This window comes from Sorangium sp. So ce327, assembly GCF_051530205.1.
Lineage (GTDB): Bacteria > Myxococcota_A > Polyangia > Polyangiales > Polyangiaceae > Sorangium > Sorangium cellulosum_B.
Map to the genome: position 1 here is coordinate 1,324,086 of NZ_CP150330.1, position 18,633 is coordinate 1,342,718.

The 18,633-nt window shown below is 71.0% G+C and carries 12 protein-coding genes; 3 read left to right on the top strand and 9 right to left on the bottom strand.

The features are described from left to right. Window positions 1-62: 62 nt before the first annotated feature. From WME95_RS04875 to WME95_RS04895, 5 genes are all read right to left on the bottom strand, one after another. Window positions 63-1,439 carry an O-antigen ligase family protein gene (locus tag WME95_RS04875; RefSeq protein WP_437907221.1) on the bottom strand — a complete coding sequence of 459 codons (1,377 nt, stop codon included), beginning with the start codon at window positions 1,437-1,439 and terminating at the stop codon, window positions 63-65. A 116-nt stretch (window positions 1,440-1,555) separates the two neighbouring features. Next, window positions 1,556-2,521, bottom strand: coding sequence for a hypothetical protein (locus tag WME95_RS04880; RefSeq protein ID WP_437907222.1), 966 nt, complete (start codon window positions 2,519-2,521; stop codon window positions 1,556-1,558). Window positions 2,522-2,652: 131 nt separating this feature from the next. Next, the gene (locus WME95_RS04885) at window positions 2,653-5,127 is read right to left on the bottom strand and encodes a hypothetical protein (RefSeq protein WP_437907223.1); all 2,475 of its coding nucleotides are present in this window, start codon (window positions 5,125-5,127) and stop codon (window positions 2,653-2,655) included. Next, entirely contained in the window at window positions 5,124-6,134 is a 1,011-nt protein-coding gene (locus WME95_RS04890) for an NAD-dependent epimerase/dehydratase family protein (protein WP_437549750.1), read from the bottom strand. The genes WME95_RS04885 and WME95_RS04890 overlap by 4 nt, the downstream gene beginning before the upstream one ends. After that, complete coding sequence (locus WME95_RS04895; RefSeq protein WP_437907224.1) at window positions 6,131-7,219, bottom strand: Gfo/Idh/MocA family protein; 1,089 nt, start codon at window positions 7,217-7,219, stop codon at window positions 6,131-6,133. Before WME95_RS04895 ends, WME95_RS04890 begins: the two co-directional genes overlap by 4 nt. A gap of 182 nt (window positions 7,220-7,401) precedes the next feature. Here WME95_RS04895 and WME95_RS04900 point away from each other — a divergent pair, with 182 nt between their 5' ends. Continuing rightward, window positions 7,402-8,643, top strand: coding sequence for a glycosyltransferase (locus WME95_RS04900; protein ID WP_437907225.1), 1,242 nt, complete (start codon window positions 7,402-7,404; stop codon window positions 8,641-8,643). Window positions 8,644-8,796: 153 nt separating this feature from the next. After that, complete coding sequence (locus tag WME95_RS04905) at window positions 8,797-9,174, top strand: STAS/SEC14 domain-containing protein (RefSeq protein WP_044963993.1); 378 nt, start codon at window positions 8,797-8,799, stop codon at window positions 9,172-9,174. A 161-nt stretch (window positions 9,175-9,335) separates the two neighbouring features. Here WME95_RS04905 and WME95_RS04910 read toward each other — a convergent pair whose 3' ends face one another. Next, entirely contained in the window at window positions 9,336-10,538 is a 1,203-nt protein-coding gene (locus WME95_RS04910) for a P1 family peptidase (protein WP_437907226.1), read from the bottom strand. Continuing rightward, a complete protein-coding gene (locus tag WME95_RS04915; RefSeq protein ID WP_437907227.1) occupies window positions 10,535-12,829 on the bottom strand; it encodes a D-alanine--D-alanine ligase family protein in 2,295 nt (764 codons plus the stop codon). The genes WME95_RS04910 and WME95_RS04915 overlap by 4 nt, the downstream gene beginning before the upstream one ends. A gap of 180 nt (window positions 12,830-13,009) precedes the next feature. On the opposite strand from WME95_RS04915, the gene WME95_RS04920 reads away from it, so the two are divergent. Then, on the top strand, window positions 13,010-15,460 hold the full coding sequence (locus WME95_RS04920) for an ATP-dependent helicase (protein ID WP_437907228.1): 2,451 nt from the start codon (window positions 13,010-13,012) through the stop codon (window positions 15,458-15,460). Between the two features lie 104 nt (window positions 15,461-15,564). Here the strand turns inward: WME95_RS04920 and WME95_RS04925 are convergent, their stop codons facing one another. Together WME95_RS04925 and WME95_RS04930 are read right to left on the bottom strand one after the other, a co-directional pair. Continuing rightward, window positions 15,565-17,427, bottom strand: coding sequence for a hypothetical protein (locus tag WME95_RS04925; protein ID WP_437907229.1), 1,863 nt, complete (start codon window positions 17,425-17,427; stop codon window positions 15,565-15,567). A gap of 272 nt (window positions 17,428-17,699) precedes the next feature. Further along, window positions 17,700-18,560, bottom strand: a complete 861-nt coding sequence (locus WME95_RS04930; RefSeq protein ID WP_437907230.1) for an MBL fold metallo-hydrolase — start codon at window positions 18,558-18,560, stop codon at window positions 17,700-17,702. Between the last annotated feature and the right edge of the window lie 73 nt (window positions 18,561-18,633).

Genomic DNA, 18,633 nt, shown 5'->3' on the forward strand with positions numbered 1-18,633 from the left:
CCTCCGGACCCCGGCGCCATTGCGCTCTCTCCGCTGAACCGGGGCCGCTTCCCGCGGCTCCGCTAGCCCCTCTTGCTGAGCACGACGATCACGAGCACCAGGGCGAGGTTGGCCAGGATGAGCCGGTAGACGTCGCGCTTCTCGAGCCGGATCGAGAAGTTCGGATCGACGCTCCTGATGGCGGAATACAGCGCTCCCGCCAGGCCGAAGTAGATCCAGAGCACGTAGTGGTAGGTGAACGAGAGGAAGAAGATCCCGACCATCATCCCGCAGAACCCGGCCATGATCGCCATGGACCAGGCGCGGATCATCGCGAACTGGGCGCCGTGCTCGTACCGCTTGAGCGCGACCAGCGAGATCTTGAGGGTGAGGTAGATCATCGCCGTCCACGCGAACATCCCGAGCGGGCCGAGCTCCGAGAGCGCGAGCAGGTACGCGTTGTGCGCGGTGAGCCAGTGGTGCTCCGTGAACTGGCGGTAGCCCGCGCCCATCAGCGGGAACATCCGGTAGATATTCAGGCCCTCGCCCAGGATCTCCGTGCGCTCGTTCGCCGACTCATCCGCCTCGCCGCCGCCGCGGCCGCCGAGGAGCATGAGCGGCGCCGCGCAGACCGCGCCGAAGATCGCGCCGCGGATGCCGTACTTCTTGACGAAGTAGACGCCCAGCACCGTCGCGAAGACGAGCTGGCCGCCCCGGGACTGCGTGAGGATGATCGCGGTCGCGATCAGGAGGAGCGAGCCGAAGACCAGGAGCGCGCGCGTGAAGGAGCGCTTCTGCTCGAACATCGCGAAGCTGAACGGCAGCACGATGCCCGCCGTGAGCGCGAGCTCGTTCGGATCCTGGAGCACGCCGCGCCAGCGCACGCGGCCGTTGATCGTCGACGTCTTGAAGAGGCCGACGCGCTCGCACAGGTACTCGACCTCGGGATCGGCGCCCGGCCCCTCGCGGCAGTCCACGCGGAGCTCGCAGGACCGGCCGTCGGGGATGCCGGCCTCGCCGCGCGAGCCTCCGATGGTCTGCGTCATCGCCAGGCACTGAAACGAGGAGAACCCCTGGTGGATCGCGACGCCCGCCACGAAGAGGCCCATGATGAGCACCGTGGCGGCGAGCTTCTGGAACCCTTTGAAGCCGTCGGGGCTGTGCCCGATCAGGAAGAAGAGGACGAACGTCACGCTGATCGAGACGAACCCCCCGGTGAACTCGGCGGGGTTCCGGATGCCGAGCGTGAGCACGCACCAGAAGTAGACGACGATGGCCCACCGGAGCTGCGGGGTCGCCTTCAGCCTGACCTTGCCCATGGCGAGATCGAGGCCCATGCCCATGAAGGCGAGGCCGAGCCAGAGGTACAGGAACGGCAGGCTCTCGAAGCGCTCGTCCCACTCCTGAGGCCTGCCGTAGATGAAGACGATGAGAAGGATGACCCCGGGGAGCGCGAGCATGTCGAGGGTCCTCGGCGGAGACGCCGTTCGGGTGGTGGGGGACGTTCCGGAGGATCGCGGCTCGCGTCAAGCGACTTGCGCTCGCTCCCTCCGGCGTGGTTTCCGGGCCCTCGAGCCTACGTGCTGAGGCCCACGCGGCGCACGGCCTGGTTCAGGAACGGGACGAACTCATCCGCGGCCCTCGCGTTGCCCGCGCTCGAGGGGTGGTGGTCGGTGTTCCCCTCCGAGCCGTGCAGGGAGAAGTTGGACTCGCCCTTGTTCGTGAGCACGTCGTAGTAGTCGAAGACGACGACGTTCTTCTCCGGATAGCCGCTGAGCCAGCCGTCGGGCGACTTGACCCAGTTGTTGAACGAGCGGGCGAGATCCGCCTGGCGCTGCGCGATCTCGGCGTCGGAGGGCTTCCCGAGGAGCCGCTTCGCGGTCCACTTCCAGGCGGGGTCCTTCGAGCGTTTGAGGATGTTGGCGGGGGCGGTGACGTAGACGAACAGCGTGTCCTTCCGCTTCGCGAGGTCGGGCAGGATGGACGCCAGCGTGGCCTTCGCGTTCCAGACGGTGAGCTCCGGGCCGGCCGGGTTGCCGGGGGCGGAGCCCTCGCCGACGAAGCGGTTGTTGGGATAACAGGACTTGAAGACGACGATCCGGTTCACCACGCCGTCCGGGTGCATCTGGTCGTTCAGCGCGACCCGGAGCACCTTGTCCATCTTGTCGCGGAACTTGGGCGCCCAGTCGAAGAGGTCGGTGTTCTCGCCGATCTCGCTGCCGTAGGAGGCCTCGTGGACGCGGTAACCCTGCTCTGTGAGCTTCCTCTTGAGCCCGCCTCCGTTCGGGTGCGCCTCGTAGACGCACGACGCCTTCTCCTTCTCGGCGCCCGTCTCCGTGAGGAGCTGGCCGCCGCACGAGTGATGGATGAACAGGAGATCCAGCGGGGCATCGGGCCGGGCGCTCGCGAAGCCGGACAGGTCGAGCGAGCCGGCCTTCGCGATGGGGCCGGTCGCGGCCGGCGCCGTGCCCTCGATGGGGATGAACAGGGCGCCCAGCGCGACGAGGAATGCGCCGGCAGAGACGAGTCGCTTCTTGCTCATGGCATCTCCGTACAGGACGTGGGCAAAGAGAGTGGATTATCGCAGCGCGCCACGCCGAGGACAAGCGGGCGCGGACGGCGTCATCGTCGCGTTTGCCGTTGCTGTTGCTGTTGCCGTTTGCGACACGGCGCTCAGAAGGTGAGGACGCCGCCCTCGTCGGCCTTGGCGGCGGAGCCGGCGCGGATCGTGATCTCGTCGCCGCCGCCCGCGGGCTTCCTGATCACGTCGTAGGACGCGCCGGGGGAGAGCCCCGTGACGACGTGCTTCGCCACGCCAGGGAGCGAGGTGAACTGCACCTCGGACACGGCGCCCAGATCGACCGGGAACAGGACCAGCGTGCCCTTCACCGCCGCGCCGGCGAACGGCGTCCCGCGCTTCGTGCGCACGAGCGTCACCGGATCTGCCGTCGCGTTGCTGGCCGCGCCCTGGAGCACGTGCAGGAAGCGCGTGTCCTTCGGCATCGGGGCCGGCGGCTCGACCCGCAGGGTCGCGAGCATCTGCTCGTTCTCGGCCGGCTTGGTCTCCCAGGAGCCCGTCGGCTTGTACGGCTCGGCCACCATGACGGCGCTCTCCGGCAGGAGCGTGGTCACGAAGAGCTTCTGCCCCTTCGCGGTCGTGGCCGTCGCGAGCTTCCCCGCGACCTGCGCCGCGCTCGGCGTCTGCACGAAGAAGCGCTTGAAGCGCCCCTCCTTGCCCGTGGCGGCGCGGTCGTAGAGCACGAGGTGGTCCGGCTTGAGCCACACGAGCGCGCGGCTTACGTGCGTGACGTCGCGGATGTTCTCGTACTCGGAGTTGTAGAGCGGGGTCGCGTCGCCGAGGACGTAAACGTAGTCCTGCGCGAAGCTCTTCGCGAGCACCCTGGGATCGCCCGTGTGCACGAGCGGCCACTGGGACCCGCGCCGCCAGAGCTCGCCGCGGTTCGGGTCGTCGTGGCGGCGGTTCTTGTCGTTCTCGACCGTGAGGGTGTTGTGCTGATCGGAGCTCGCCATGAAGGCGCCGTACCCGACGCGCTCCTTCGTGAGCCACTCGCCGCCGCGGTAGAAGCCGAAGCTGAGGCCGTCGCCGTGCTGGTGGTCGATCTGCTCCCAGCCGAGCTGGAAGTGGAGCCACGTGGCCTCGGGCCCCCAGCTCGTCCTCGCGAAGACCTGGCCGAGGCCGGGGCCGTAGTGCGTGAGCGGGACGGAGGGGCGCGGGTCGGTCGGGGTGACCGCCGGGTCGAGCAGGAGGAAGTACATGATCGAGTGGCGCTTGTGGACCTGGCCGAGCTGCGAGCGGGCGCGCCGCGCGAGGGCGGCGGCGCCCCCCGGGCCGGCGTGGATGGCCATCCAGCGGAGCGCGTTCAGGCGCTCGGCGTTGCCGCTGTTCTCGGCGTGGAGGCCGAGCGCGGCGAACGGGTCGATGTGATCCGTGTACTCGTAGCGCTCCCCGTCGCCCGTCCACGCGGCCTGGTGGGTCGGCCCGATCCGGCCCGCCGGCGTGGCGGGGCTCAGGCTGTGGAGGTGGGCCGGGATGAACTCGTGCCAGAACGGGTTGCCGTCGAGGTGCACCTGCGGGCCCCACTTCGCCGGATCGGCCTCGCCGGCCGTCTGGATGGCGAGCAGCGTCTCGCTCACGTAGGCCAGCGTCGCGGGGCCGTACTGGAAGCCCTCCGGCGGCGCGCCGCCGCGCGCGTCGTTCCGCAGGAGGCTGTCGGTCATGTAGAGCCACGCCCCGGCGACGTTGGCGAAGTAGTCCCTGAGCCGCGGGTAGGTGCCGCTCGGCTTCGGATCCGGCGGATCGTCGGCCTCGTCGAACGCGAGCGACAGGAGCGTCAGGTTGCGCATGTGCGACGTGAAGTAGTTGTTCAGGGCGTACCTGCGCTTCTTCGGCTCCTTCAGCATCGCCGGGTCGTTCAGCTTGCCCACGGGCTCGGGGTGAGCGTGGCTCGTCGTCGACGACTTCAGCTGCTCCTCCGCCCAGCGGAGGAAGACGGGCCGTATCGCCGCCTTGTCCTGGGCCGAGAGGTACCCGTAGATCCAGTCGACCGTGAGGCCGAACGACTCTCCGGCCCAGCGGGCGCGGTCGCCGGTCGAGAACCTGCGGACGAAGGGATCCTGCGGATCCCCCTTGTTCACGCGGTCGACGATGTAGAGCAGGATCTTGCGCGCGCGGGCGGCGTGGTCGTTGCGGGCCGCCTCGTCGCTCGAGACGAGCGACATGAAGGCGAACAGCTCCGCGTGCGCCTCGCAGTAGGTGCGGGCGTGGGTGCAGTCGCCCTCCGAGGGGATGTTGCCCTTGTCCATCGCCGCCGCGGCCTCGGCCGCCACGGCGGCGAGCTCCTTGAACAGGGGGTTCGCCTGCGTGGCGCGCGCCCGGAGCTTCGGCAGATCGGCCGCGCGCACCCAGAGCCGGGGGTGCCCCTTGGCCGGCGTGGCCGGCGGCGCGGCCGGCGCGTCGAAGCGCGGCGCCTCGACCGCGAGGGCGGCGGTGGCGGACTGGGTGCCCGCGCCGCTGTGGACCGCCGGGGGCCCCGGGGTCTGCCGCCGCTCGCAGCCGGCGAGGAGACCCGCGAGGCCGAACGCGAGCCCGAGCGACGCGAGCGACGCGAGCGACGGCCGACCCGTCATGTCGCGCGTTCCTTGAGGTACGTGAACGTCCGCTGGAGGCCCTCCTCCGTGGAGACCAGCTGCTTCCACCCGAGCGCCTTCAGCTTCGTGTTGTCGAACCGGTTGCCCTTCCACGAGGTCGCGCTCTTGTACGGCGTGAAGATGGCGGGCAGCTGCCCCTTCGAGTAGGCGTGGTAGCGCTCGACGAGCTTCGATATCCCGGTGAGGGCGAAGTAGGGCACCGTGAGCGAGCGGATCGGCTTCACCTCGCGCTTGTAGCGGGCGAGGTAGACGTCGGCCGTGGGCAGGTCGTCGTCGTGGACGTTGTAGACCTGCCCCCGCGCGACCTCGCTCCGGCCGGCGACGGCGATCGCCTCCGCGCAGTTCTCGACGTACGAGAGCGGGAGGATGTTGCGGCCGCCGAGGTGCAGGAACACGCCGAAGAGGCTCATCCCGACGCGGCTGGAGAAGGCGTTGCCGCCGGGGCCGTAGATGACGCCGGGGCGGAGCACCGTCAGCGGGAAGCCGTAGCGCCCCTGGTACTCCCAGAAGAGCTTCTCCTGCCGGAGCTTCGCCTGCGAGTAGAGATCGCGCTGCGCGGGCCGCGTCTCCAGGGGCGTGTTCTCGTCGACGATGTACCCCCGCGGGAGGTCGGCGACGCCGTAGACGCCGAAGGAGCTGACCAGGACGACGCGCGGCGAACGGCCGGTGTGGACGAGCGCCTCGAGCAGGTTCTTCGAGGCGACGACGGTGCTCAGGAACATGTCCGCGGGCGCGCCGCCCATGGCCGCGGCCACGTGGTAGACGACGTCCACGCCCTCGACCGCGCGCTCCGCGGCCTCCTTCGTGGCGAGGGAGCCCACCGCGATGTCGAGGGGGACGCCCCGCCGCTTCTCGATCTCCTCGAGCCGCGAGCGGTTGCTCGCGGGGCGGACGAGGCAGCGAAGATCGGTCTCGCCGTGGGCGAGCAGCCGGTCGACGAGGGCCGATCCGAGGAAGCCGTTCGAGCCGGTGACAAGGACTTTCATGTGCGCGCCTTCTCCTGCGGGACCTGCCGGAAGATCTCATCCATCATCGACGCGACCCGGATCATGTCCCGGTACGAGATGGGCAGCTCCGCGCCCCGCGTGATGCTGTCGTAGAAGAGGCCGATCAGGCGGTTCAGCCCCGAGAAGAAGTGGAAGTCGCTGCGGGCGAACCGCACCACGTTCTTGCCCCCCTCGCGGAGGTACGAGAGGGCCTGATCGAAGGCCGGGACGACGCGCCCGATGGCGCTCGGGAGCTTCGGCGACGCGTCGAGGGTGACCGTGCGGCTCGTGAAGTCGACGTGGAGCGTGTTCTTCGTGCCGTAGACGCGGAGGAAGTGCCCGGGCGGCCGCGCGTGCGACGAGAAGGTCCCGTAGGCGCTGACGCGCGCGCCCTGCACCGTGACGCGGAGCTCGTCGAGCATGTCGTCGCGCGAGTCGCCGAACCGCTTCTCCCGGAGCGCGTAGGCCGTCGCGGTGACCTTCGGCTGCTCGTCGTCCACGAACTCGACGATCTTGTTCAGCAGGTGATCGACGTTGTTGTGGAACAGCTTGCCCGGGAGGCGATGGACCCAGTGCGAGCCGTCGCCGAGGAGCGCCGCGCCGAAGGGGCCGGCGAGGTTGTAGCCGAAGCAGCTCTCCACGTGGACGGGATCGCCGATCACGCCGTCGCCGACGAGCCTGCGCATCTCGACGGCCGGGGGATCGAACTGATACTCCCAGCCGACGGTCATCTTCTTCCCGGCGGCGGTGCAGAGCTCGATGAGGCGCCGCACGTCCGCGAGGTTCAGCGCAGTCGGCTTCTCCACGTAGACGTGGGCGCCGGCCTCGATGGCGCGCCGGGCGAGGAACAGGTGCGACTGCGGAGGGGTGGTGATGTGGACGACGTCGGGCTTCTCGACGTCGAGCAATCGGTCGAACGAGTCGTAGTGGCTCGGGATGCCGTAGCGCACCGCGATCTGCTCGGCCATCAGGAGCTCCAGGTCGCATACGGCGACGACCCGAGCCCGCTCCGGCATCTTCTGGATCTCTTCTATGTGGCCGTCGGCGATCTTGCCGCAGCCGACGATCGCGATTTTGAGGGTCATGCGGCGGCGGAGCGTACCGCAACGTGGCAGCCGAGAGCTAGGCTCTCGGCCGGCCCGCGGGCAGGAGCGTGGACGCGTCCACGCTCCTGCCCGCGCGCGGGGACGGGCGAGGAGGAGCTTGATGACGGTCGCGGCGGCCTCGGGTAGGCTGCGCGGCGCAGCATAAAGAAGGGTGGTGATTCGTGCGCGTGCTCCATGTTCTTCATACGTCGCTGCCTGTCATTGCGGGGTACACGATCCGCAGCGACTACATCATCAAGCACCAGGCCGAGCACGGGATGCGGCCGGCGGTGGTGACGTCGGCGCAGCAGGGGTCCGGGGATGCGCTGAAGGACGAGATCGGCGGCATCTCGTACTGGCGGACGCGCGAGCCAACCGGCAAGAAGCTGCCGCTGGTCAGGGAGCTCCAGCTCGTGCGGGCGCTGGAGGCGCGCGTCGAGGACGCGATCCGGGAGTTTCAGCCCGATCTCGTGCACGCGCACTCGCCGATGCTCGTCGGCCTGCCGGCGCTCGCGGCGGCGCGCCGCTTCGGGCTGCCGCTCGTCTACGAGGTGCGCGACCTCTGGGAGAACGCCTCCGTCGACCGGGGCAAATTCAAAGAGGACTCGGCGCCTTACAAGGTCGCCGCCGGCCTCGAGACGATCGTCTACAAGTACGCTGACGCGACGGTGACGATCTGCGAGGCGCTGAAGGGCGCTGTCGCGCCGCGGGTGCGCAGCACGGACGCGCTCCACGTCGTGGGCAACGGCGTCGACTCGGACAAGTTCGCGCCTCGGGAGGCCCCGCCCGGCGCCTGGGAGCGCTTCGGGCTCGCGGGGAAGAAGCTCATCGGCTACGTCGGCACCTTCCAGCCGTACGAGGGGCTCCAGACGCTCATCGCGGCGATCGGCGACATCGCGCGGGAGATCCCGGACGCGCACGTCGTGATCACCGGGGCCGGCGGCCAGGAGATGGAGCTCAAGGCGTTCGCCCGCGAGCGAGGGGTGGAGTCCAAGGTGACCTTCACCGGGCGGGTGCCGCACGACGAGGTGTTCAACATCTACGCGATGGCGAGCCTGCTCGTGTATCCCCGCATCCGGACCCGCACGACCGAGCTCACGACGCCGCTGAAGCCGCTCGAGGCGATGTCCATGGCCCGGCCCGTGATGGTGAGCGACGTCGCGGCCATGGGGGAGCTCGTCCGTTACGGCGAGACCGGGTTCGTCTTCAAGGCGGGCGACAGCGCCGACCTCACGAGGCGGTGTGTCGAGGCGCTCAAGGACCCGGCGCGCCTCGAGCAGGTCGGCAAGAACGCGCGGGCGTGGATCCTCAAGGAGCGGCAGTGGCCCACGCTGCTCTCGCGGTACGAGACCATCTACGAGCAGGCGATCGCCGTGCGGCGCGGACAGGGCAAGTCGCGCGTCGGCGAGCCGCGCGTGGCGTGAAGGGCGGCGACGCCGGCCCGGGCTTCCCACGGCCGACGGCCAGCGTCGCTGCCGCGTGAGCGTCGCGATCCCTAGGCGCGTCCTCGCGCGATCCGGGGTATGATCACGCGGCCCCATCCCGCCCCTTCGGGAACTGGCAGGAGGTCTCTCAACGTGTTCGAGATCAAAGTCGACCGGAACATCGCCATGGTGGATTTCGTCCTCGAGGGGCGTGTCCGCCTCGAGGAGATGGAGAACTTCGTCAGCGAGCTGAGGAAGGCGTGCGAGAGCCTCCAGGGCCGGGGGATCAAGATCAAGGCCGATGTCCGCGGGTTCAGGCCGATGTCCCCCGATGTGGCGGAGAAGATCCGCGCCGTCCAGGAGTTCGGCCTGGAGCTCGGGGTGATGCGGGTCGCCGAGATCATCGAGAGCGACATCGTCGCGCTCCAGCTGAACCGCGTGGCGCGCGAGAGCGGCACGGACAAGGTCCTCCGGCGCTTCTGGGACGAGGACGCAGCCCACGAGTGGCTCCTCCACGGCGATCCGGAATGAGCGGCGGGCACCCGCTTCGGATACGGGCCCATCTCGACGTTTTCGGTGCTCAGCGCACGTGAGTGCGCTTCCGCGCCGAAAACGCCGATCTGGGCCCGTCTCCTGTGCGGGTGACCGCCGCTCGGCGGGGGCTTTGCTGGAGAGAAGAGGGCGGGGGGGCGCTAGAAGAGGGGGGGCGGGTCGGAGGGGTGCGGGGGGCGGTACTGCTTCAGGATCTCGGCCACGGCGTCCAGCGGCAGGGCCGGGGCGTGGTGTCCGCTGTGGCCGGTCATGTCGACGCCGCCGCACATCGCGTTGAGGATCGCCTCCTCCACCACGTCGACGGTGGCCTCGTAGAGCGCGTCGACCTCGGTGTCGAGGACGAGCTCGGCCATGTGCCGGCCCGGCGCGAGGGGGTGCACGCTGAGCGAGCGGCTCGACCGGGGGGCGCTCCACTGCTCGGTGGCGACGCGAGGCACCCGGTTCGCGGTGCTCCAGGCGAGGACGATCTCGCCCGAGTTGTTGGCCGCATACCCGCCGGTCCGGCCGATCGCGAGCGCGGCGCGCCGCGCGAGGCGCGCGAGCTGGCGATGGATGAGCGGGGCGTCGGTGGCGACGAGCACGATGATCGAGCCGGCGGGGCCCCGCCGCGGGACGTGGTTGAAGCGGTCGCTGATGAGCCGCCCGACCGGGACCCCATCGACGCGGAGCAGCTCGCGATCGCCGAAGTTCGACAGCACGAGCGCCCCCACGAGGGCGTCGACCCCGCCGACAGGGACCGACCGGCTCGAGGTGCCGATCCCGCCCGCGAAGTGGAACGTCTGCATGCCCGTGCCGGCGCCGACGCACCCCTCGGCCACGGGGCCACCCCGGGCGTTGTCGATCGCCTCGTCGACGTCGGCCTGCGCCACGTGGCGCCCCACGGCGTCGTTGAGGAAGCTGTCGTCGCACTCGGCGACGACCGGGATCACGACGTCGTAGTCCTTGCCGATCTTGGGGTGCTTGCGCGAGAGCCACGCGACGGTCGCGTCGAGGACGCGGCCGACGCAGAGCGTGCTGCAGAGCAGGATCGGCGTCTCGCAGAGGCCCCACTCGTTGATCTGCGAGAGGCCGGTCACCTCGCCCGCGCCGTTGAGCACGTAGCTCGCGGTGAACACCCGATCGAGGAAGACGTCGCCGTCGGCCGGGACGACCGCGGTCACGCCCGTGCGCACCGGACCGAGGCCGGGGACGAGCTCGCCTTCGCCCTCGATCTTGGTCACGTGGTGGACCCGCACCCCAGGGATGTCCGTGATCGCGTTCTCCGGACCGGTCGGAAAGCGGCCGATCGCGACGCCGAGATCGCGCAGCCGAGGGCGCCTGAGCGCGGTCGAGGGCGCGCTCATGGGCCGGCGACCTCGCCGCTCGCGACGGAGACCGTGTCAGAGAGGGGCGCGGACTCCGCCGGCAGCGGCGCGGGCCCGGCGAGCGCCGGGCCGGGCGCGGCCAGCAGGCCCGGGTCGGCGGCCGGCGAGGCGATCGCCGCGCTCGCGGAGGGCGCGGCCGCGCCCGCCGCAGGCGCCGCCGCGGTGAACGCGGCCCGCGGCGCCGCGGCGCGGGCGTCGCGGTAGCGCTTGAGGCAGCCGGCCAGGATCTCGCCGATCAGCGTCCGGTAATCCATCCCCGCCACCTTCGCGATCACGCAGAGATCGCTGAAGTCGGGCGTCAGGCCGGGCAGCGGGTTGATCTCGATGACGTACACCCTCCCGTCCTTCCCCATGCGCAGATCGACCCGGGCCACGTCGCGGCACCCGAGGGCCGCGAACGTGTCGCGCACGACCTTCTCGACGCGGCGGAGCTCCGACGGCGTGAGCTGCGCGGGGCACTCGAAGCGCACGCGCGGCGTGTCCGATTGCTTCTCGTCGTAGCCGTAGACGGGGTAGGTGGGCGGGTCGACGAAGACGACCTCCATCGGCGGCAGCACCTTCGGCCGCCGCTCGCCGAGCAGGCCCACGGTGAACTCGCGGCCCGTGATGTACTCCTCGATGAGGGCCGGCTGGTGGTAGCGATCGACCAGCTGCTTCGCCGCGGCGCGCGCGGCGGCCTCGTCCTTGACGACGGACGCGGAGGTGATCCCCTTCGAGGTCCCCTCGGCGTTGGGCTTCACGATCACCGGGTATCGGAACGGCTTCAGCTTCTCGCGCCCGGTCGTGACCACCTGCCACTCGGCCGTCTCGATGCCGGCCGCCCGCAGGATCTGCTTCGTGAGGCCCTTGTCGAGGGCGAGCGAGAGCGTTGTCGCGTCCGAGCCGCTGTAGGGGATGCCGAGCAGCTCGCAGAGCGCCGGCACCTGCGCCTCGCGGCCGCGGCCGCGGAGCCCCTCGGCGATGTTGAAGACGACGTCGACCCCGGAAGCCGCGAGCGCGCGCGGCAGGTCCGGGGTCGCCTCGAGCGGGACCACGGTGTGGCCGTAGCTCTCGATGGCGCTGGCGATCGCCTGGATCGTGCGCGGCGAGTCGAACTCGGCCTCCAGGTCGTGCATCGTGCCGGGGCCCGCCTTGTCGGCCGCGGCCGTGTCGCTCCGCTTCATGTTGTAGGTGAAGCCGACGCGGAGCGCGGTCCGCTTCGACCGGCGCGGCTGGTTGCTCTCCAGGAGCGGCAGGAGCCCCCGCCGCTTGCAGGCGCTCCTCACGATGGCCCGGATCACGCCGTCGAAGTCGACGCCGCGCTGCGCCGCCGCGACGAAGACGCTGGCGCCCGGCTGGAGGGTGGGCAGCCCGTCGACCTCGAGGAAGTGGACGTCGTGGCCCTGGCTGCGCGAGGCGGACGGCGTGACCCGGAACTCGCAGCGGGCGTGATCCTTGAGGTCCAGGGCGCGCACGACGCGCGCGGTGAGCGACCGGATGCGCTCGAGCGTGGCCGCGGGCAGCTGCGCGGGCCGGCGCGTGACGTGCTCGGGCTTCGCGTGCTTCAGGTTGAAGTCGTACACGTTGTAGCTGCCGGGCACCTGGGGATCGATCACGAACTCGATGGGGTCGAGGATCCCCTCGGGGATCCCGGTGCCGCTCGAGCGCGCGGGGCTCGTCTCCTTCAGCCCGTCGACGAAGGCGCACGCGACGTCGATGCCGGCGATGTAGTGCTCGACCAGCAGGCCCGCCTCGAAGCGCGCGAGCTGCCGCTCGACGACCTCGGCGAGGTGGTGCGCGTCCTCGCAGACGCTCCACTCCCGGAAGATGCCCTTGGAGGAGCCCTCGAAGTTCGGCTTCACGATGACGGGGAAGCTCATGTCGTCGAGCGCGCCGCTCTCCAGCGTGGTCCGGTTGACGAGGCGGGCGCGCGGGGTGGCGACGCCGTAGCTCGCGAGGACGCGCTTCGTGAGCGACTTGTCGAGCGCGACGTTCAGCGTGTAGGCGTCGGAGCCGGTGTACGGGATGCCGAGCTCGTCGAAGAGCGACGGATAGAACGCCTCGCGCGTCTTGCCCTTGTGGCCCTCGGCCGTGTTGAAGATGAGGTCCGGCTGGAGCGCCTCGAGCCGGGCGAGGACCCGGGAGGCCGGCCCGCTGACCTCGATCCGCTCGACCTCGTGCCCGGCTCGCTCGAGCGCGCCGGCGATGGCGGCGATCGTCTCCGGGCTGTCGAACTCGGCTTCCTCGGCGGAGCTCGTGATCTTCAGGTTGTGCGTGAGCGCGATGCGCATGGTCTCTCCTGTGCCGGTCGTCCGGGCCGCGGCTCCCCCGGTGCTCTGCCGGAGGCGCACGCGCGTGCGAGATTACGGCCAGCAGGCGTGATTTGCCGGGGAAAAAGCAGGAGAGCGCCGCGGGGGGCTCCGGGGCTCGGCGGGCTCCCGCTCGCGCGGAGGTCGTGCTAGCGACCCCGTGTGGATCGTTTCGCCGCACACGACGCCGACCGCTCTCCGCCGCCCGAGCCTGGCCTCCCTTACGAGGAGCTGAACGAGCCGCAGGCGCGCGCGGCCAGCCACGCGGCGGGGCCGCTCCTCATCTTCGCCGGCGCGGGGAGCGGCAAGACCCGCGTCATCGTGTACCGGATCGCGAACCTCATCGTCACGCACCGTGTCCCGCCCTACCGGATCCTGGCGGTGACGTTCACGAACAAGGCGGCGACCGAGATGAAGCGCCGGCTGGAGGCGCTCATCGGGGCCGACATCGTGAAGGACCTCTGGGTGGGCACGTTCCACGCGGTGTGCGCGCGCCTGTTGCGCCGGCACCACGAGGCGGCCGGGCTCGACAAGAACTTCGTCATTTACGACGACGACGATCAGCGGGCGGTCATGAACCGCGTGCTCAAGGAGCTCAACCTCGACGATCGGCGCTATCCGCCCCGCCAGGTGCTCTCGCGCATCCACGCGGAGAAGCAGGAGGGGCGGGGGCCCGCCGAGTTCGAGCGGAAGGGCTACTTCGACGACGCGATCGCGCGGTGCTTCGAGGCGTACGAGCGGCACCTCAAGGCGGCGAGCGCGGTGGACTTCGACGACCTGCTGCTCGCGGTGCTGCGCATCGCGGAGGACCCGACGAGCTACGCCGGCGAGGATCTCCGGGGGCGCTTCCGGCACGTGCTCGTGGACGAGTTCCAGGACGTGAACCAGGTGCAGTACCGGCTCGTCCGGGCGTTCTGCAAGAGCCACGACAACCTCTGCGTGGTCGGCGACGACGACCAGAGCATCTACCGCTGGCGCGGCGCGGACGTCCGGATCGTCCGCGGCTTCCGGCGCGATTTTCCGCACGCGACGGTGGTGAAGCTCGAGCAGAACTACCGATCCATCGGGCATGTCGTGCGGGGCGCGCTCGGCGTGATCCGCCACGCGTCGGATCGCGAGCCGAAGGAGCTCTGGACGGCGAACCAGGACGGCACGCCGATCGACGTGGTGGCGGCGGACAGCGAGCACGACGAGGCGGCGTGGGTGGTCGAGTGCGTCCGCGCGCTCATCGCGGAGGGCGTCTCGCCGAACGAGATCGCGGTGTTCTACCGGATCCACGCGCAGTCGCGCGTGCTCGAGGAGGTGCTGCGCGAGGCGCGCATCCCGTACCAGATCATCGGGGGCACGCGCTTCTTCGAGCGGGCGGAGGTGAAGAACCTGCTCTCGTACCTCCGGGTGATCGCGAACCCCAAGAGCGATGTGGATCTCAACCGCATCATCAACGTGCCCGCCCGCAAGATCGGCCAGAGCACGGTCGACAAGCTCATCCAGGCGGCGGATCTGCTGGGCGTGTCGCTGTTCGAGGCGATCGATCCGCTCCTGGAGGGGCGGGTGCCGCCGTCGGCGATGCCGGGGGGCCAGCTGCCGCCGCTCGCGTCGGCGGCGAAGCGCAGCCTGCTCGGCTTCCGCGATCTGATCCACGGGCTCATGACCGAGGCGAAGAGCGCGTCGCCGAGCGCGCTGGCGGAGGAGGTGCTCGCGCGGTCGGGCTACGCCAAGGCGCTCGAGCAGGAGGACAGCGTCGAGTCGGAGGCGCGGCTCCAGAACTTGCGCGAGCTCGTGCAGTCGCTCGTCGACTACGAGCAGGAGGCGACCGCCGCGGGCGACGAGGCGACGCTCGCGGGCTACCTCGAGCGGGTGAGCCTGGTGTCGGACGTCGACGCGCTCGCGGACGTGCCCAAGGTGGCGATGATGACGATCCACGCCGCGAAGGGGCTGGAGTTCCACGCGGTGTTCCTGACCGGCATGGAGGAGGACCTGTTCCCGTTCCGGAGCCAGGATCCGAACCGCAAGGGCGACATCGAGGAGGAGCGCCGGCTGGCCTACGTCGCGATCACGCGGGCGCGCGAGCGGCTCTGGATCACGCACGCGGCGCGGCGGGCGATCTTCGGCCAGACGCGTTACGGCTTGCCGAGCCGCTTCCTCGCGGATCTGCCGCCGGCCTCGGTGCGCCCGATCGCGACGCCCGCCAGCATGATGGCGCAGCGCCGGGTCGAGGGCGGCTTCGGCGGGGGCGGCGGGTACGCCGCGCCCGGGCTCCGGTTCGGCGGGCAGGAGCGCTCGTGGGAGGGCCGCGAGCGGAGGCCCGGGGCGCAGGCGGACGAGCGGTTCGCAGGGGCGCGGTTCTCGCGGGAGGGCGAGCCGGCGAGGGCGCGCGTGGACGTCCCCGACCGGGCGCCGGGCGAGCGGTATATCGAGCGGGAGGCGGTCGACCCGGGCGCCGAGGGCAGCGAGGGGCTCGCGCTGCGGCGCGGGATGCGGGTGTACCACGAGCGGTTCGGGCCGGGCGTGGTCGAGAGCGTGGATCCCGGGGCGGATCCGATCGCGACCGTGAAGTTCTCCGGGTGGGGGAAGAAGCGGATCAAGGTGGCGTTCCTGCGCGCCGGGCCGTGAGAGGGGCGGGGCGCTGGTAGCGCGTCGACAAGGGACGGTTCCGGCCGCGCGGGAAGCGCCGCCCAGCGGCCGGGCCCCTGAGAGGGGCCGTGAGCGACCCGGTGTCAGCGGCTGGACGCGGCCGCGGCGGTGGACGTGGCGAGGCGCCGAAAATGCTCGATGCTGAGGAGGTTGCACAGGGTCTCCAGGTGCCGCCGGCGCGCCCTGTGCTCGTCCAGCAGGCGGGCGACGGACTCGTGCCCGAGCAGGTCCACGGCGATGCTGTCTCGCGAGAGGAGCACGTCGCGCGCGTGGTCGTGGAGCGGCCCCGCGAGCATTTCGGCGCGCATGGCGTCCGCCGAGCGGCGCTTCTTGCCCGAGCGGCCGCGCCACGCGGTCGCCGCTCGCCAGACCTCGCCGGTGACATAGAGCAGATCGCGCGCGAGCAGGCGTGAGAGCCCGGGCCCCTGGAGCGCAAGCAGGGAGTTGTCGTTCACGAGGATGCCGCGCGCGGACGGCAAGAAGCGGCGCACGATGGCGTCGTGGAGGCCCGCGTGCATGCCAATCGGGGAGGGCAGGCCGAACGCCAGCCGCACGAGGGATGGGCTGGCGTACGGGGAGAAGGTATTCCACCAGGCGAAACGCGACGTGATCGCGCCCCAGCGGCCATACCGCTCGAAGAGGTAGAATTGATCGAGCACGTCGTGGAGGTCGGGCGAGCGCCGGAACATCGCCTCGACCACCGAGCGGGTGCGCTCGCGGGCGGCGGCCAGAGGATCGGGTGAGCGAAAGCTCAGCGCTGTCGGGCGGCGCCACTTCCGGACGAAGAAGGCCGCTACGTCGTCCGCGTTGGCGCGGGCCACCCGCGTGTATTGGCCGGGGCGAGCATAGTAATAACCACGGAAGATCTCGCCTCCACCCCCTTCGAAGCCCAGGGGGCGGTCGTCCCAGCTCGGATACCTGTCAATCGCGCGCTTGGCGCTGGAATCGCCGTTCATGTGAAACGCGATGAGATCCGCGTGACGGCTGAAATCGTCGTGGATGGGCAGATCCAGCTCGCGGTGCTCGTGGCGTACGCCCACGAGAGCGGCGATGCGCCTGGCCACGCGCACGTCGAGGCTGTCGGTCGCGCCGGTGGTCTTGGCCACGATGCGCTCCGCCGGCGCGATCGACGCGACCAGCGCAAAAGCCGCGCGGCTGTCGATGCCCGCGGTCAGATCGGCCTGCACCGTGTCGCAGCCCGCCGCGGCGAAGCGCGTGTTCTCGCGCATGGTGTCGACGATCCGGTCGATTCGCTCCCGGACCGCGGCCGCGTCGCGGGCGTCGATGCGGCGCTCGAACAGCCCGAGCGGCGCGGGGAGCCGCTCCAGGCGGCCGCCCCGCAGGCGCAGCCAGTGCGCCGGATCTCCCGGCTCGACGCGCGCGAGCAGCGGCCGCCCGCCGATGGACCAGTCCGCGGTGATGATCGAGCACGCCGAGGCGTGATCGATCTCGACAGGGCACGCCCCGGTCGCCACGAGCGCGACGTCGTGCGGAGAGACGTAGAGGACCCCGCCCGCGTGCAGGGTGCGCAGCGCCCGGCGGCCGAGCAGATCCGAGATCACCGAGGCCGTGCGCTCAGCGCGGTCGACGACGATGACGGAGAAATTGCCATCGAGCGCGGCCACCGCGTCCCCGCCGCCCGACGTCCAGGCGCGGAGGACGGCCCTCGCGGGCGCAGCCCTGGATTCGCCCTGCAGCTCGCCGAACAACAGCACAGCGTGCGTGTCGGTGACCACGTGATCGAGCAGGGCGAGCCGCGCCCCCGGCTCCGGCGTGAGGAGCGCCCACCCGCCGCCCACCTCTGGCAGGACCTCCACCGTTATCCGGGGCTCCGGGCCCATGGAGGACATCCGCTCGCCGACGAGGAGCGCCGCGCGGCGGAGAAACGCGCCGGGATCGCGGTCGCTCGCGTCCGGCAGGTTGAAGGCGGCGATGAACGAAATCAAGGGTTCCTCACCTGAGCTGTGATGCCCGCCCAGCAAAGCGGGTGATGGCGAGCGGCCGCGACGAGCGCTTCGCGCGCGAGGAGGGCCAGCGACGGGGAGCGCTCATGCGGGCGCGAATCTAGCCGGAGCTCCGCCATCGCCGCAAGCGACCGCCGAGAGGACGCCGCGCGGCCCCTCGCACGGAGCGCGCTGGCTGGGGAAGACGGCATCCCCGCTCCCACCCACCCTGGTACAAAGTCCTCAGGCACGGCGAGGGAACAACACGCCTCGCCCTAGATCCACACCTCGCCTAGCAGCGGGAGCACGCCCAGGTTCACGTCCCGCGACGCGCGGCCGAGGCGCTCTGCCAGGCGCTCTCCCTGCATCGCGGGGAGCGCGACGGCGGGGCGATCGAGGGGCAGAAAGAAATTGTCCCAGTGAGAGAAGAGCACCGCGCGCGGCGACAGGGCGCGCGCGACGCGCTCGGGGAAAGCGCTCGAGGCGGTCCAGCCGGCCACGCAGAGCAGGAGCAGGTCGGGCTCCCTGCAATCGAGGCCCGCCTCGACGAGCTCCGCGCTGCCCAGGTGGACGATGCGCCGGTCCGCGACCCGGATCTCCACCGCAAAGACGGCGCCGCACCGGTAACGCTCGGCCCGGAGCGGGACCTGGTCGCAATCGGAGATGTCGCCGGGGAAGGGGACCCGGCCGAGCAGCAGGCGGGCGTGAGCGCTCGGGAAGAAGCGCAGCTGGAACGGGCCGACCTCGGCGACCACGGGCTCGCCGCCCGGCGCGCGCTCGACGTCGCGCACGCGCGCCGCGGGGACGCCGGCGGCGCGACAGAGCGCCGCCGCGGAGCGCGAGCCGAAGACCGTGGCCCCGGTGCGGAGCGCGATCTCCGGGATGTCGAGCGCGTGATCGAAATGGGTGTGGCCCGCGATGACGGCGTCGGCGCGCGGCGCGTGGCGCGCGATGGCGGCCACGTCGGGGGCGAGCCGGCCGACCACGCAACGGAGGAGCGAAGCGCGCGTGAGATAGGGATCGATCAGCACCACCACGCCGGCGTGCTCGATCGCGAACCCCGCCGTGCCCAGCCACCGCACCCGGACCTCGCCCGCCGGCGCGAGCGACCGCGGAGAGAAGGTGTCGGCGATCATCGGCGCGCGCTCGTCCGGCCGGCAGAAGGGGTGAGTCGGTGCGGCGTGCTCATCGAGATCGAGATCGGATCGA